This window comes from Chthoniobacter flavus Ellin428, assembly GCF_000173075.1.
Lineage (GTDB): Bacteria > Verrucomicrobiota > Verrucomicrobiia > Chthoniobacterales > Chthoniobacteraceae > Chthoniobacter > Chthoniobacter flavus.
In genome coordinates, this window is sequence record NZ_ABVL01000038.1 from 20,216 (window position 1) to 34,522 (window position 14,307).

A 14,307-nucleotide genomic window follows, 5' to 3' on the forward strand; every position below is an offset into this window, starting at 1 on the left:
CCTTGCGGTGCCGTTTCGGCTTTATGGCAAAGCCTCTAACGAGGAGCGTCGGCGAGCAGGACCTGGTGATTCGACCAGTCGACAGTGACGAGGAATTGCGAGAGAAGGCCGTTGCCGAGGAGGCCCGCTTCACCGGGGAAGAGCGGGGCGCCATGCAAGGCGGTCTTCACCGTGCGCAGTGAGCGCTTGCCGAGCGCAACGGAGGTGAGGGAAGTATCGCTCTCATCGGTCACGAAGCCGATGGATACTGCATTATGCGCGCCGTGAGCCGCGGACTTGGGAACCACCCAGTGCAGGGCATCGTTGCAGCCGGTGTCGAGACGCGTCCAACGCACCGTGGAATCATTGACGCCGACGGGCACACACATGATGCCATTGATCGTCTTGACGGGCAGGCGTTCCGCGCTCGTCTTGGGCGTCGCCGACGTGATGCGGAGGGTGTGACGAATGTAATCGATCTGCACCACGCGGTTCTTGAAAAAGTCCACGCCGATCAAGCCATCGATCGGCTGGCTGCAAAGCTGATCCGCAGCGCTGAGATCCACCGCCAGAGGAATGCCGCTCAGTACCACCCCATTGGCGGAGGCGGTGACGCCGTTCAATTGACGCGCGGCTGAATCCACGCCTACACCGCGGACGTTCTCCGTTTTGCCGAGGGGCAAGTGCAGGCGTTGCGCGGTGCGAAGACTGAGCACCGAGGCGCCAGCACCGGAATCGAGCAGCAGGTGCAGGGGCTCCGCCGACTGGGGCACATGGGCTTCCACCCGGATAAAGCCATCGGTGAACGTAAACGGAATCTCCGCAGGCTGCGTAGTCGCCGCCGCTACGGGAAACGCAGCGAGGACAGCGAATACCAGAGTAAAGATGGCGGACAGTCTGGGCATGGGCGAGTGCTTCATTTCGCACAGAACTTTAGCAGAGCAAGGGCCAATTCAAGCGATGGGCACGCAGGGAAAGTGTGTATTTCGATTCAGTAGATGAATGAATGAGCTTTCGGGCTCGTCTCATTTTTAGAAATCAAACTGTATTGCCATGAATATATTTCGCACTTTGATCATTGGGGCTGTGGCCTTGGGCGGCTTTGCGCTCGCGACGCCGGCTCAGGCTCACGACCACTACTACCACCACCATTATTACCACTACGGTCCGCGCGTGGGTGTGACGTTTGGGTCGCCGTACTACTACTCGTACGATCCTTACTATTACGACTACGGCTACCGTCCGTATCCCTACTATGGATATAGCTACGGTCCCGGTGTGACCTTCGCTTTTGGTGGGCACCGCCACTACTACCACCATTACTATCGCCACCATCGCTGGTAGGCGGAGGGGTGGTCTCTCTGCCGCGCCGCCAGCCGTTTCTCTGTTGATCGGCTAGGCGGCGTGGGAGAGTGCGGGAAGAAAGTCCTCCGACTGCTCGGATGCGTCGGAGGAAAGGGCGGTGGAACGGACGAGGCGTTCGAGGCGGTCGAGGGTGAATGGCTTGGGTAGAACGGCACACACCCCCGCGGCAGCGAGGGAATCCGCGGTCAGGTCATCGTGACGCGCGGTGATGAGGACCACTTTGAGCTTCGGGTTTTGCGCGCGGAGCGTGCGGGCGAGTTCGAGACCGTTGAGATGCGGCATATCGCGATCCGTGATCAGCAGGTCGCAATCATTCGGATCAGCGACGAAGGACGTTTGCGCATCCAGCGGAGAGGTGAAGCTTTCGACGCGGGCCAACCCCAGATCGGCGAGATGCAGACCGACGATTTCGGAAAGGGCGGCTGCGTCATCGACAACGATCCAGCGGCGGGAGCAGGCGAACAGCGGGGAATTCATGTCCCCAAATCAACACCGGCCGTGTTAAGTCCGTATGTGGGTGGACGCGGAAAATTGTTAGGCTATTGTAAAACCCGTAAGCGAGGGCTGTAGACGCGGCCCTCCGCCGCCGTCTGGGAGAAGATGCGTCCTACAACTCCACGCGGTCTAAGAGACTGTGAAAGAAATCGCCAGTGAGGTCTCAGGCCCGCGAATTACACAGATAACGCGAATGAAATACACTCCATTCGTGTCATTCGCGTGATTCGCGGGCCCTTTTTTCACAGCCTCTAAGAGAGTGTACCGAAAGTCGGGTAAAAGGAGCTTTTGACCACGGATTACGCGGATTGCACGGATGAGACGAGCCGACTCGGATTTCTGTAATCCTCGCAATCCGTGGTCAGTCCTCCGCTCACATTGAATTTCGGTACACCTTCTAAGCGAGCCATTCCTGGAGTTTCGCGAAGTCCTTTTTGAAGTTCGCGATCATCTCCGGGCCGGTGCCGAGCGTCTTGTATTCGTGATGCTGGCAGAGCGGGCCGGTGTAGCTGGAAGCCTTGAGATGGGTGAGGAAACTCTGGTGCACGGTGCCTTCGCCGAAATTGCACCACACGGGTTCCCAGCCTTTGGCCGTTTTTTCCCAGCGGAAATCCTTGAGGAAGACGGCGGTGTAACGGGGTTCGAGCAAGCGCGCCTGGATGGGCCACGAAAGGCCGCCTTCGATCGTGGCGTGACCGATGTCGAAACATACCCCGATGTCGCGCGGATCGAGATCCTTGATCATCGTCCAGATGTCCCAGAGCGGCGCGCCGACCATGTCCGCGCCGGAGTGATTCTGCCAGCCGCCTTGCAAGCCGAGTTCGCGGTTGAACGCAGCGAGATCTTTGAGCGCGGCGCCGACTTCCTTGACGGTTTCGGGGACCGGTTTATCGGCCGTATATTTGACGAAACCGAAGCGGTATTTCTTGATGCCGAGCTTGGCCGCGGTGCGCAGGACTTTTTCAGCCAGGGGATCGAGTTGGGTGATTTCCGTGGTGATGATGGTCACTTCCTTGCCGCGCTTTTTCAGCGCCTCGACCATCTTCGGCAGATCCTCTTCCACGCGCTCCGGGGCGATCTGCCCGGCCTTGGCGCGGACGGGGCATTCGATGCCATCCCAGCCGACATCCGCCACGAGATCGGCGGTTTCCTCCGGGCCGAGTTTGGCGAAGGGTTTGCTGAAAGCGATGATCTTGAAACGGGGAGCGGGAGATTCGGCGCGCGCGAGGCTGGGCGCGATGGCGGTGATCGCGGAAGCGAGCGCGGTCCTGGCCACGAAGTCGCGGCGGGTGATCTGGGAAGTGGTGTTCATAGAGCGGGGCGAGCGTAGAGGGAGGGCGCTGCTCCGTCCTAAGCATTACCCACATCTCAAAAATACTGCGGATGGGGCCCGCGAATCACGCAGATAACGCGAATGAGGAGGATTTTATTCGCGTGATTTGCGTGATTCGCAGGCACTTCTTCTCTCCGCGGGACCTTCAAAAAAGATGTGGGTAATGGTGAGGCTCCGTCAGCGCCCAAATTCTGGAAAGGATTAAACGCAGAGGTCGCAGCAACCGAAGAAATTTTTAAACGCAGAGGCCGCAGAGACGCAGAGAAGAAGTGTAGAGTGAGCTTCCTATCCTGTCTTTTCTCTGCAGTGCTAACCCGAAAAGTGTACGCAGCTTGCGGAAATTTTTTTGACCACGGATTTCACAGATTTCACGGATTAGAGGTCGCCGCGGATTCTTTAATCCGTGAAATCCGAGTAATCCGTGGTTGATCTCCTCCTCAGTCGAAAACCGTTTGGTTGCAACTCGCCGCGCTGGGTCTCTGCGTTTTTCCTCATCCCCGACGAAAACGAACCGGGCCACGCCCTGGAAAGAGCGTGACCCGTCAGATCGATCAAATAAACAGCACGCTCCTACGCGCCCATGCCATCCTCAAAGCTGCCGGCGGCGGGCTTGATGAGGAGATGGTCGCGGACGTAGGCGATGCCGTTGGCGCTGGTCGAATCGAGGTCGCGATGCGCGCTCTCGGCTTCGACCACGAGCGGGGCGGTCTTGGTGCCGTGGAGCTGGCAATAGCGGTTCGGAAATCCGACCATGAGCAGGAGCTCGACATAGCGGCTCATGTTCAAGTCGCCGCTCGGCAGGTCGGTGAACTGCATGGCGCGGCCGGGCCAGTTCGGCTCCATCGTGCGCAGCGGGAAGCCGGCGCGGATGGTGAAGTTCTTCACGTGCGCGGCGTAAATGTATTGGCCGACCTTGAGAAAACGCGTTTCCCACGATTCACCTTCCCAGCAGTGCGACGGATCGGCATTCACGGCCATCGTCTCGTCGTTGCCGGTGATCTTCACGAGATTGAGGAAATCGTCGGCCGTGCTCGCGGCGGTGCCGGGATGAATCTCATGGCAGAGCTTGATGCCGAGCTTGCGGGCGTGATCGCGGATCTTCTTTGTCTTCTTCACGAAGCGATCGTTGCCTTCCTTGATCAGGTCGTAGCCCGGGCCGGCCCAGAAGCCCCACGGATACCCGGTGGCGATTTCCCAGCCATAGGCGGTGCCCCAGAACATCGGCATGACTTTCAGTCCGAGGTCGGCGATGAGGTCGAGGAGCTTGAGCGAATAATTCTCCGCCCATTTTTCGATCTCGGCGGGCGACTTCTTGGCAATGTCGGCGGGGATGAACGGGCGGATCGTCGGCGACTCGGTCCAGGCCGTGGTGTGCACCCAGATCGGGCAGTGGCCGCTCACGCCGTCGATGGTCAGCTCAGCGTCCGCGAACGCCGCTTTGATTTCCTTGGCGGACTTGAAGAGCTTGCCGCCATGGAGCATGTAATTGCTCGGCTGCGCACCGGTGGCGCCGCTGCGCTTGGCGTAAGCGAGGAAGTCGGCGAGGGGCTTGGCGCCGTGCTGGGCGCCTTCGATGGAGGGATGGTAGCAGGACATGGGTAAAATGAGGGTGTGAAGAGAAGGGAATACGATCTAGCGGGCGGGCCGGGGAGGTGCAATAGGAATGATCCCGGGGGAGGAATGCGGAATGCGGAATGTGGAATGCGGAATGTGGAATGTGGAATGCGGAATGGCGAATCCCGTGAAGCGGGGAGGCATTCGTGCTTTTGCATTCGTTCGTTCCCGCGTATGCGGGATCATTACTCATTCGTCATTTCCCTTTCCTATGCTCAACGACGTCGAACGCATTCTCTTTCACGAGCAGACCATTCTCAGCCGGCTCGATGAACTGGCGCGGGAAATCACCGAAGCCTATCGCGGAAAGGAATTGACCGTGGTCGCGGTGCTCAATGGTTCGCTCATTTTCGCCGCCGATTTGCTCCGGCGCATTCCGCTGCCGCTCAAGCTCGATTGCCTGAGCGTGGCCAGTTACCATGGCGGCACGGAAAGCAGCGGGGCGGTGACATTCAAGCAGCTCCATACGCCGGACGTCGATGGCCGGCATGTGCTCGTCATCGACGACATCCTCGACAGCGGCCGCACGCTCCACGCCATCTGTGCGCGGCTGCGGAAGGAAGCGCGTCCAGCGAGCGTGCGGGTCTGCGTGCTGCTGCGCAAACGCATTGCCCGCGCCGAGGAACTGGAGGCGGATTTCGTTGGCTTCGATATCGGCCAGGAATTCGTCATCGGCTACGGGCTCGACTACCAGGAAGAGTATCGCAACCTGCCGTTCGTCGGCGTGCTCAAGCAGGAGGTGTTTGCCTCCGGTTAGAGCTGATTGTAAACGATCTCCAGCGTGATGACTCCGTAGGAGGTGACCAGCGCCGGATCCTTTTCCATCCAGCGCGCGGTGTCGTTGACCCACGAGCCGTCGCCGGCCTGGAGTTGGATGAGCTTGAGGGCCAGGTCGTGCGCCCAGTCGAGCTTCCGTCCGTCGGCGGTTTCGAAGTCGTGAATGCCGGAGGTCGCGAGGCCTTTCGCGGCGAGGTGATAGTAGTAATAGAGCCCCGCCCGGCCGAGGCCTGGGTTTTCCTCGAGCGTGTAGTTCTTCTGCAGCCATTCGACCGCGGCGGCAATGCGCGGGTCGTCGCGCTTGAGATCGGCGTAGATGTAGCTGAGCAAGCCGGCATACGTCATGGTGCCGTAACTGCGCAGCGCTTTCTTGCCATTGGGTAGGTCCTGTTCACCGGCGTTGCTGTCGCCCGGATAGTAGATGAAGCCGCCCTTGTTGGCCGCATCTCCACTAGCCCATTTCTGTTTGTTGTATTTCGGCAGATTCTGGCAGCGGGAGATGAAATCGATCGCCGCCTGCCAGTTCAGTTCCTTGGCGCCGGAAGTTTCGATCGAGGGATGCGTGGTCTTGTAGGCACGCAACGCCTCCAAGGCGATGAGCGTATTGTCCAGGTCGGGAAATCCGCGCCGCGGATTCACCCCCGTCGGCCCATAGCCGATGCCGCCATTCATCTCCGGCTGAGCCAGGTTTTCCGCCTGCATGCCGACGATGAAATTGTTCGCGCGCTTCAGCATCGGCTCATCCTTCGGATCGCCAGTATTGAGCAGCGCCATGAGGCACACCGAGGTATTGTAGTTGGAAAGGCCGCTCGTGTAGATGCCGCCGTCGGGCTGCACTTTGCTGCGCAGGTAGGCATAGCCCTTGTTCAAGACATCGGCGTATTCGGTTTTCGCCTTGCCGGTGGGTTCGCGGTAAAAAGCGATGAGCGGCAGGGCGGTGAGAGCCGGATGCTCGGCAGAGGCTTCGGCATTCTCGGGATTGGCAATGGAGCCGTCTGCCTGCTGCTGTTTCTTCAACCAGGCGAGACCTTTGTCGATGGCGAGGAGGACTTCGTTGCGGACGGAGAGATTGGATTCCTTGCGGGGAGGCGGTTCCGCGGCAAAGAGCGAGTTCGAGCCCAGCAGGGCGACGGCGAGGAGAATCGTGGTTTTCATTTCGCGGGAGATTTGGCGTCGGGCGCCGAGAGGAGAGTGAGGGTGATCTCCACCGGGGTTTTGACCGGTGGGACGGCCTTCGTGTTCACCGCCCAGATCTGATCATTATCATTACCCTTGCGCGGATTGTTGATCAAGGCGGCGGGGTAGGTGACGAGCGCGGCGTGGGCGCCTTCGATCTGGGCGAGGAAATGGCCCTCGTTGAACGTCGAGCCGTTGTAGATCCACGGGCCGCGCGTGACCTGCTTCTTCGTCTCGGTATTGAAGAGCCAGTCTTCGACCGGCGCGCTCTTCTCGGTGCCGCCGGCTTTCCAATGCACGGTGATGTCGATGTCATCCCCCTTCAGCGGGGGCGCGGTCTTGAGGTATTTCGAGTCGATCTGGCTGGGCGGTAGGTCGCCACTTTGCGACCCGGAACCCTTGGCACCCAGCAGCAGCATGGCGAAGTGCAGATCGCTCGGTGTCACGTCGGAGACCAGCAGGCTTTCGTGGGTGTTGCCCTGCTCAGTCACGATGAGGTACTCGAGGTTGCCGTCGTTCATGTTCAAGACGCCGGGGAAGGTGACGGTGCGCGCCTTCTGGTCGAGCCGGATTTGCCCGATCTGGTAAACGCCCGGGCTGATTTCGTGCATGATGGGCGAGGCGGGCGGCGGTTCATTTTGGGCCTGCACGGGCGTCAACAGAAGGGCCGTGCAAAGCAGGAAAAGGAGGGAGGGCAATTTCGGCATGCGGGAGGGAAAATAGCCGGGTTCCGCCGCGTGGCGATGGCGGAGTTTTGGGGAGAGTTGATAGTTGATGGTTGAGAGTTGATAGCCACGGGTTCCCCTGCGTCATTTCTCCCGCGCTTCCTCCCCGGAACTCATTGGATGTTGGATGTTGGATGTTGGATGTTGGATGTTGGATGTTGGAAGTTCCGCCTTTCCCGCTCGGTCGGAAGTAGTCGGATCGGGAGGCGGCTCGACAACGATGGGTCGGTTGAGGCACCGTTTTCCGGTGCACCCCCTTCAGAAACGCATTTTCATCTGCGGTGAGCATGAGCGGGTCGACTATCGCTGCAGTGGGATTTCGCATTTCATCTGCATCGCGAATCCTGGAGCCACGGTCACGCTGCCGGAATGGTTCAAGGGAGCCTGCCTGCAACTCTGGTTTGGCGATGTCGTTTCGGAGCGGGACGCTGCTCTATGCAATACGCGAGCGGTGAGCGAGGAGGATATTCGGCAGGCAATCGAGTTTTCGCGGGCCGCACTGCAGGAACCGGAGACGAAGATGCTCGTTTCCTGCAACTATGGAGCGTCGCGCTCCACCGGGTTGGCGTATGTGCTTCTGGCCGACCATCTCGGCGCCGGGAAGGAAGCAGAGGCATTCCAGCTCATGCTGAAAATTCGGGAGACGGCCGTCCCGAATGGCATGGTCATTCGCGTGGCGGATGCGGTGCTGGAGCGTAACGGCGAACTGCTGGGCCCCCTGCGGAAGTTCAATGCCGAATTGTCGTCGGAGCTATTTCCTGTGTCCTACGGCTTCAAACGCTCCTAGGAAGAGCCTTAGTGGCGCAGGAAGAAGGCCTGGATCCAGTGCCCCTTCGTGTCCGCGGTGGCGTTGGCTGTGGCGTCGACGCGGAGGATGAGATTGTGGACGCCGGTGAGCGCGACGCGCAGGAGTTGAGGCGCTTCGCCGGCGGTGAGGGCCGGGCTGCGGGCGACGACGCGTCCATCGGCCAGGACGCTGAAGACCATTTTTTGGTCGGCTGGCGTGCTGTCATCCGCAGCGACCCGGGCGATAAATTCCGTGAAGCCGGCGGGCGCCACGCAACTGGCCACGCACTTGGCGGCCATGGTGAAGCCGCGCTCGGGGAGGAGATGCAGGCCTTCGGTTGGTTCGGCGCGCAACAGCCCAAACGTGGCCACGGGGCGGCAGCGACTGGCCCCGGCGCGGATCTCGACGACGTCGGAAGTGCCGAGGAGGAGATTGTCGTAGAGCGTGCCTTTGATGGTGACGTTGGTCCGATCGGGGGCAACGTATTCCGCGGGGAAGAGGGAGCCGTCGCGGGTGCGGACTTCGTAGGGCGAGTTGGGCAGATGGGCATCGCGCAGGACCAGGGCGTGGATATCCCTCGCCGGAAAAGTGCGCGGGCCAAAGATGGGATTGAAAACCTTCACCACCTCGACGTCCGCACCTTTGATGGTGCCGGAAAAGAAATCGCCCTTGGGCAGCAATACGCCGGTTTGCCCGCCGGGGATACTGGCGCGAGCTCGACGGGGAAGGGGGTGTAGATGATCCAGGCGATCTCGTCGGCAGAGAGGGAGAGGTTGCGCTTGGGAAACTTGACCACGGGATCGTTGAACGGTCCCCACGGCGCCGCGAGTCGCACCCCGCTGCGCAAGACGACACCCGGGGTGAACATCTCCTGCGCCGGAGCGCCGTCGAATTGCACGCGATAGATGCTCCCGAGGTCCATTTTGACCACGGGGCCTTTCTCCGGCCGAAAGACGACGCCTCCGAAATCGAGCTCGGTTTTGCCGGTGAGAACCTCGCCATTGAAGGTTTCAATGGAGCCGGCGTGGACGGCCAGGCTGCCCAGAAGCGCGAAGAGCATGAAGGTCAGCAAACGCATCGACAGGCTTCGGACCACCGGAAAGAGGTTGAAACGCAGAGGTCGCAGAGACGCAGAGGATACGAGAGTGGACGTCAGGTTCAAACGATCAACGCTGGTAAAGAGGGATGTAGTGCCACGGCATGGCGAGGATCGTGGCGTGGGCGGCGGTGCAATAGACCGGCCCGACCTCGCCATTCCAATAGCATTGGTCGCCCTCGCGTTTCACGCTGCCGAGGAGGGTGTCTTTCATGAGGCCATACCAGCGCTTCCAGGTATTGCCGCCAATCATGTAGAGCGCGGGAGTGGCGTAATTGCAGCCGTAGGTCCACCACTGGCCGCCGCCCCGGTTCTTCTCGAAGAGATAATCGCAGCCGGTCTGCACGAGGGGATCGTCGTATTGCCCGCAGACTTGCAAGGAGTAGACGGCTGCGGCAGTCCGTGCGAAGCCGGCTTCCCCGCGGCCGGCCTGGTAGCTGAAGCCGCCGGCGGCGCCGGATTTGCAACGCCGCACGTAATCGATGGCGTCGTCGATGGTTTGTTGCGGCACATCGAGCCCGCCATTTTTCGCTGCGCGCAGGGCGACGACCTGCATGACGGTGACAGAGATATCGGCATCGCCGGGGAAAGGGCGATAACGCCAGCCGCCTTTATTTTCGCCCTTGTCGCTCTGCGTACTGACGATGAGTTTCACCGCGCGCTCGAGCTTGGTGCGGATGGCGGCGGAGCGCGTCTGGCCGTAGAGCTCGGCGAGCGCGATGGTGGCGATACCGTGATTGTACATGTACTGGCCGGCGGCCACCCCCCGGTAAGTGCCATCGGGCTGAATGGAATCGAGGAGGAACTGCATCCCCGCGTTGACCTGCCGTGCGTAGTCGCCTTCCTCGGGCAGATTTCCGGCAGCGACGAAGGCCAGCAGCACGTAGCCGGTGATGGCCACGGGATGATCGCCACGCCGGCCGACCGCGGTCCACGAACCATTGGTCTGCTGCTGGGCGGCGAGATAGCGGAGCGAGCCATTGATCACCGCTTCGGTCGGCGGATCGACCACCACGGTGTCGGTGGCGGCGGGCTCCTCCGCCGACAGCGAAAGGGAGCACGCCAAAATGACCGCGCAAATCGTCGCGGTGATAAAGTGGGGCGCTAGAGGGGAGGGCACGAAGGCTACGTTAGCAAGTGGGAGGGAAATGGAAAGGGCGGGAGAGGGATGGGCAGAAAGTGCGGAGGAATAGGAGCGATCGGATTCCTATACCTCCTATACTTCCTATTCCTCCTATCGAACGACCCGCGATGCCGCGCTCAACGCATACCGCCCTCCTTTTTGCGCGAGACGCAGCGGGGCATCGAAAGTCTTGCTGAGATTGCGCGAGGTGAGGACGGCTTCCTTTTCCCCGAAATCGAGCACCTGCCCCTTGCGGAGCAGCAGGGCATGGCTGAAGACGGGAACGATTTCCTCCACATGATGGGTGACGAAGATGAGTGCCGGTGCGCCGCGCTGGGCGCCGAGGCGCTGGACGAAGGCGAGGAAGTGTTCGCGGGCCACGGGATCGAGGCCGGCACAGGGTTCATCGAGGATGAGCAGCCGGGGCCTGGCCATGAGCGCCCGGCCGATTAGCACCCGCTGGCGTTCGCCCTGGCTGAGCACTTCCCAGCGGCGGTCGGCCAGATGGCTGGCTTCCACGGCGCGCAGGATGCGGGTGGCGGTCGCGCGATCGGCCGATTTCACGCTGCCCCAGTAATCGATCATGGCGTATTTGCCGCTGATGACCGTGAGGAGGGCCGGTTCGTGGTCGGCCAGCATCTGGCGCACACTGGAGCTGACGATGCCGACGTGGGTGCGGAGCTCGCGCCAGTCGGTCTCGCCAAAGGTCTGCCCGAGAACCGTGATCGCGCCGCTGGTGGGGGAAAGATACCCGGTCAGGGAACTGAGCAGGGAGGTCTTCCCCGAGCCATTGGCGCCCAGGATGACCCAGTGTTCCCCCTTCTGAACTGTCCAGGAAAGGTCATCGAGAATGCGCGTTTCGCCGCGACGAATGGTCAGATTGCGAATATCGAGGATCGGAGAGGGCATGAGGAATGCAGAAGGGCGAAGTCGGAATGGGGAATGAGGGATGACGGATGCCGTAGAGGGAGGGAAGACGCAAATTCAGGGGCATGAATTTTGGCCGGCCGGATACGTCATTCCCAATTCCGAATTCCGCACTCCGCATCCCGCCACTTGCCGATTGCATGCACTCACGGTAAGAACAGCACCCTTTCCATGCCCGAAGTCCTTGAGCCCAGTGCTCCTCCTGTCATCTCCAATGCACCTCTCGAACCCATTCGTGTTCGGGCGAAGTTCTTTTTCGAAGGGGACAAGAAATGGTTCATCAAGGGGGTGACCTATGGGCCCTTCGCGCCCGATGCGGCCGGCGATTTCGTCGGCGATCCGGAAAAGGCGAAGCGCGATTTCACGCTCATGCAGGCCATGGGGGTGAACCTGCTGCGTATTTATCATATTCCGCCGCGCTGGTTCCTGGACCTGGCGAAGGAGTTCCGCTTGCGCGTGCTCATTTCGATCCCGTGGGCCGAGCACGTCGAGTTTCTCAACAACCCGAAGATTCGCCGGCAGGTGGAGCAGACGATTCGCGAGGGCGTGGCCAGGAACAAGGGGCACGAGGCCATCTTCGGCTATTATGTGGGCAACGAGATTCCCTACGCGATGGTCCGCTGGCTCGGCGCGCGGCGGGTCATTGAGTTCGTCGAGAAGCTCATCCGCATGGCGCGGGAGGCGGATCCGCGGGCACTCTATAGCTACGCGGCTTATCCGCCCACGGAGTATCTGCTCCCGAGCAATGTCGATTTCGTTTCTTACAACGTCTATCTCGAGCGGCAGCGGGATTTTGAGAAGTATCTGGCGCGTTTGCAAAACCTTGCGGAAGACAAGCCGCTGATCTTTGGTGAGTTCGGTCTCGATACGATCCGCAAGGGCGAGCAGGAGCAGGCCGATGTGCTTTCGTGGCATCTCGAAAGCGTGGTCCGTGGCGGCGCCGCGGGGACGATCTTCTTTGCCTGGACGGACGAATGGTTCACCGGCGGGCATGACATCACGGACTGGGCCTTTGGCCTCGTGACGCGCGATCGCCAGCCGAAGAAGGCGTTTTACGAGCTGCAGAAGTATCTGCGTTGCGATGGTTCGATCACCGAGCGGGTGAAGCTGGAGCGGTATCCGCGGACGAGCGTGATCGTCTGCAGTTACAATGGTGGCAAGACGCTCAAGGACTGTCTCGAATCGCTGGATGAGGTGACCTATCCCGGGTTCGAGATCGTGCTGGTGGACGATGGCTCAAAGGATGATTCGCAGGCGCTCGTGAAGTCCTGGCTGGAGAAGCGGCAGGCGCGCTGCAGCGGGGTGGTGAAGGATGAGGCGGTGGCCTCGAACGTCACTGGCCAGCATCATGATGCGCGGGTGGAAGCTTACAGCGGGGGCGGGAAGCTGCCGGATTTTATCTGGATCGTGCAGCCGAACATGGGCCTGAGTTATGCCCGTAATGCCGGAGCGCATGCGGCGACCGGCGAGGTGTTCGCTTACACGGATAGCGACTGCATGGCCGATCCGGATTGGCTCTATTACATGATCGGCACGCTGATCAGCGGAGATTATGTGGGCGTGGGTGGGCCGAATATCTCGCCGCCGGCGGTGAACTGGATTCAGGCCGCCGTCTCCGCGGCGCCGGGTGGACCGAGCCACGTGTTGCTGACCGACGTGGTGGCCGAGCACATTCCGGGCTGCAACATGGCCTTCCATCGCGCGGCCTTTTACAGCGTGAGTGGCTTCGATACGGAATATCGCAAGGCGGGCGACGACGTGGATTTCTGCTGGCGCTTGCAGACGAACGGCGGGGTGATCGCGTTCGCCCCGAGCGCCATCGTCTGGCATTACCGGCGCTTCACGCTGCAGGCCTTCCGCAAGCAGCAGGAAGGCTACGGCGAGGCGGAGTCGATGCTCCGGTTCAAGCACCTCATTTTCTTCGGCCCGACGGGCACGGCGAAATGGAAGGGGCAGATTTATGGGGCGCCGCGGTTCACGTGGCTCTTCAACAAGCCGATCATTTATCACGGTGTCTTCGGGCACGGGCTTTTCCAGTCGATCTATCCCACGCCGCAGAGCGAACTCGCGGCGTATCTGAGCAGCATCGAATTCGTCGTCCTCACCGGCTTCATCGCCGTGTTGGGTTGGCCACTGGAGAAGCTGCGCATGGTGCCGCTGCTCATGTTCCTCGGCACTTTCCTCGTGGCGCTGAGTTACATGATTCACGCGCGCATCGAGGCGAAGTTCGACACCATTCCCGCGCGCTTGCTGGTGGCGTTTCTCGCTTTCATGCAGCCGCTCGGGCGCGGTTGGGCGCGGTATTTCACCTGGCTCAAGTACAAGGTCACTCCGACCAAGGTTATCGCGCGTCCCGAGGCGGGGCTCATCGCCGGGGCGCACAAGGGCAGCATCTCGAAGCTCGATTTCTGGAATGAGACCGGCAAGGGCCGCGAGCAATTGCTCACGGAGATCTTCCAATTGCTCGAGGACGAGGGCTGGAACTATTCCGCCGATACCGGGTGGAAGGATTGGGATATCCAGATTTACGGCAACCAATTCTGGAGCATCAGCGTGCGCACGGTGACGGAGTATCACGGCGGGCCGAAGTGCCTGACGCGCGTGCACTTGCTCTATCACGCCGTGGCGACGACGTATCTCATCAACGCGGTCATCCTCGCGGTGCTGCTCTATCGCGCGGCCTTCGCGCAGCAACACCACAACGACGTGTGGCTGTGGGGGCTCTATGTGATCCTGCTCGGTTCGTTTGCCCTGCGCGCCCGCCGGCTCAAGCGCCGCGTTGCGGATCTGGTGATTCACGCCACGCAGAGTTGCGAGCTGATGCGGGTCTTCGGTGCGGCGAGCAAGCCGGCGCCGAAGTGATGTGGGGAGTGATCAGTGATCAGTAATCAGTGATCAGTAATCAGTGAT

At 60.8% G+C, this 14,307-nt stretch carries 14 protein-coding genes; 4 read left to right on the forward strand and 10 right to left on the reverse strand.

Features of this window, described 5'->3' with window-relative positions; translation table 11 throughout:
• Nucleotides 1-35: 35 nt before the first annotated feature.
• On the reverse strand, nucleotides 36-884 hold the full coding sequence (locus CFE428DRAFT_RS30570) for an aspartyl protease family protein (protein ID WP_157447699.1): 849 nt from the start codon (nucleotides 882-884) through the stop codon (nucleotides 36-38).
• A 148-nt stretch (nucleotides 885-1,032) separates the two neighbouring features.
• Here CFE428DRAFT_RS30570 and CFE428DRAFT_RS30575 point away from each other — a divergent pair, with 148 nt between their 5' ends.
• Entirely contained in the window at nucleotides 1,033-1,323 is a 291-nt protein-coding gene (locus tag CFE428DRAFT_RS30575) for a hypothetical protein (protein WP_006983606.1), read from the forward strand.
• A gap of 51 nt (nucleotides 1,324-1,374) precedes the next feature.
• Here CFE428DRAFT_RS30575 and CFE428DRAFT_RS30580 read toward each other — a convergent pair whose 3' ends face one another.
• The 3 genes from CFE428DRAFT_RS30580 to CFE428DRAFT_RS30590 form a co-directional block, all read right to left on the reverse strand.
• Nucleotides 1,375-1,821, reverse strand: a complete 447-nt coding sequence (locus CFE428DRAFT_RS30580; protein WP_006983607.1) for a response regulator — start codon at nucleotides 1,819-1,821, stop codon at nucleotides 1,375-1,377.
• Nucleotides 1,822-2,236: 415 nt separating this feature from the next.
• On the reverse strand, nucleotides 2,237-3,151 hold the full coding sequence (locus CFE428DRAFT_RS30585; RefSeq protein WP_006983608.1) for a sugar phosphate isomerase/epimerase family protein: 915 nt from the start codon (nucleotides 3,149-3,151) through the stop codon (nucleotides 2,237-2,239).
• A 591-nt stretch (nucleotides 3,152-3,742) separates the two neighbouring features.
• On the reverse strand, nucleotides 3,743-4,768 hold the full coding sequence (locus CFE428DRAFT_RS30590) for a sugar phosphate isomerase/epimerase family protein (RefSeq protein ID WP_006983609.1): 1,026 nt from the start codon (nucleotides 4,766-4,768) through the stop codon (nucleotides 3,743-3,745).
• A gap of 229 nt (nucleotides 4,769-4,997) precedes the next feature.
• Here CFE428DRAFT_RS30590 and hpt point away from each other — a divergent pair, with 229 nt between their 5' ends.
• A complete protein-coding gene (gene hpt, locus CFE428DRAFT_RS30595) occupies nucleotides 4,998-5,543 on the forward strand; it encodes a hypoxanthine phosphoribosyltransferase (protein WP_006983610.1) in 546 nt (181 codons plus the stop codon).
• Here the strand turns inward: hpt and CFE428DRAFT_RS30600 are convergent.
• Both CFE428DRAFT_RS30600 and CFE428DRAFT_RS30605 read right to left on the reverse strand, forming a co-directional pair.
• Nucleotides 5,540-6,718, reverse strand: coding sequence for a prenyltransferase/squalene oxidase repeat-containing protein (locus CFE428DRAFT_RS30600; RefSeq protein ID WP_006983611.1), 1,179 nt, complete (start codon nucleotides 6,716-6,718; stop codon nucleotides 5,540-5,542). The two genes, hpt and CFE428DRAFT_RS30600, sit on opposite strands and share 4 nt — an antisense overlap.
• Nucleotides 6,715-7,446, reverse strand: coding sequence for a YdjY domain-containing protein (locus CFE428DRAFT_RS30605; RefSeq protein ID WP_006983612.1), 732 nt, complete (start codon nucleotides 7,444-7,446; stop codon nucleotides 6,715-6,717). Before CFE428DRAFT_RS30605 ends, CFE428DRAFT_RS30600 begins: the two co-directional genes overlap by 4 nt.
• A gap of 265 nt (nucleotides 7,447-7,711) precedes the next feature.
• Between CFE428DRAFT_RS30605 and CFE428DRAFT_RS34805 the strand changes: the two genes are divergently transcribed.
• Nucleotides 7,712-8,251: a protein-tyrosine phosphatase family protein gene (locus tag CFE428DRAFT_RS34805; protein WP_049975805.1), complete on the forward strand. Its 540-nt coding sequence runs from the start codon at nucleotides 7,712-7,714 to the stop codon at nucleotides 8,249-8,251.
• A gap of 8 nt (nucleotides 8,252-8,259) precedes the next feature.
• Here the strand turns inward: CFE428DRAFT_RS34805 and CFE428DRAFT_RS30615 are convergent, their stop codons facing one another.
• The 4 genes from CFE428DRAFT_RS30615 to CFE428DRAFT_RS30630 all read right to left on the reverse strand — a co-directional run bounded on the left by CFE428DRAFT_RS30615 (nucleotide 8,260) and on the right by CFE428DRAFT_RS30630 (nucleotide 11,379).
• On the reverse strand, nucleotides 8,260-8,931 hold the full coding sequence (locus CFE428DRAFT_RS30615; protein ID WP_006983614.1) for an NPCBM/NEW2 domain-containing protein: 672 nt from the start codon (nucleotides 8,929-8,931) through the stop codon (nucleotides 8,260-8,262).
• A complete protein-coding gene (locus CFE428DRAFT_RS30620; protein WP_157447700.1) occupies nucleotides 8,871-9,347 on the reverse strand; it encodes a hypothetical protein in 477 nt (158 codons plus the stop codon). The genes CFE428DRAFT_RS30615 and CFE428DRAFT_RS30620 overlap by 61 nt, the downstream gene beginning before the upstream one ends.
• 70 nt (nucleotides 9,348-9,417) lie before the next feature.
• Nucleotides 9,418-10,467, reverse strand: a complete 1,050-nt coding sequence (locus CFE428DRAFT_RS30625) for a prenyltransferase/squalene oxidase repeat-containing protein (protein ID WP_006983616.1) — start codon at nucleotides 10,465-10,467, stop codon at nucleotides 9,418-9,420.
• A gap of 114 nt (nucleotides 10,468-10,581) precedes the next feature.
• Entirely contained in the window at nucleotides 10,582-11,379 is a 798-nt protein-coding gene (locus CFE428DRAFT_RS30630) for an ABC transporter ATP-binding protein (protein ID WP_006983617.1), read from the reverse strand.
• Between the two features lie 189 nt (nucleotides 11,380-11,568).
• On the opposite strand from CFE428DRAFT_RS30630, the gene CFE428DRAFT_RS30635 reads away from it, so the two are divergent.
• A complete protein-coding gene (locus tag CFE428DRAFT_RS30635; protein WP_006983618.1) occupies nucleotides 11,569-14,259 on the forward strand; it encodes a glycosyltransferase in 2,691 nt (896 codons plus the stop codon).
• Nucleotides 14,260-14,307 lie beyond the last annotated feature (48 nt).

What these genes read in the sequence shown, in the direction of transcription:
- CFE428DRAFT_RS30575 (WP_006983606.1), top strand. Translation starts at nt 1,033, where the DNA reads ATGAATATATTTCGCACTTTGATCATTGGGGCTGTGGCCTTGGGCGGC.
- hpt (WP_006983610.1), top strand. Translation starts at nt 4,998, where the DNA reads ATGCTCAACGACGTCGAACGCATTCTCTTTCACGAGCAGACCATTCTC.
- CFE428DRAFT_RS30580 (WP_006983607.1), bottom strand. Translation starts at nt 1,821, where the DNA reads ATGAATTCCCCGCTGTTCGCCTGCTCCCGCCGCTGGATCGTTGTCGAT.
- CFE428DRAFT_RS30635 (WP_006983618.1), top strand. Translation starts at nt 11,569, where the DNA reads ATGCCCGAAGTCCTTGAGCCCAGTGCTCCTCCTGTCATCTCCAATGCA.
- CFE428DRAFT_RS30630 (WP_006983617.1), bottom strand. Translation starts at nt 11,379, where the DNA reads ATGCCCTCTCCGATCCTCGATATTCGCAATCTGACCATTCGTCGCGGC.
- CFE428DRAFT_RS30590 (WP_006983609.1), bottom strand. Translation starts at nt 4,768, where the DNA reads ATGTCCTGCTACCATCCCTCCATCGAAGGCGCCCAGCACGGCGCCAAG.
- CFE428DRAFT_RS30600 (WP_006983611.1), bottom strand. Translation starts at nt 6,718, where the DNA reads ATGAAAACCACGATTCTCCTCGCCGTCGCCCTGCTGGGCTCGAACTCG.
- CFE428DRAFT_RS30605 (WP_006983612.1), bottom strand. Translation starts at nt 7,446, where the DNA reads ATGCCGAAATTGCCCTCCCTCCTTTTCCTGCTTTGCACGGCCCTTCTG.
- CFE428DRAFT_RS30570 (WP_157447699.1), bottom strand. Translation starts at nt 884, where the DNA reads ATGCCCAGACTGTCCGCCATCTTTACTCTGGTATTCGCTGTCCTCGCT.
- CFE428DRAFT_RS30585 (WP_006983608.1), bottom strand. Translation starts at nt 3,151, where the DNA reads ATGAACACCACTTCCCAGATCACCCGCCGCGACTTCGTGGCCAGGACC.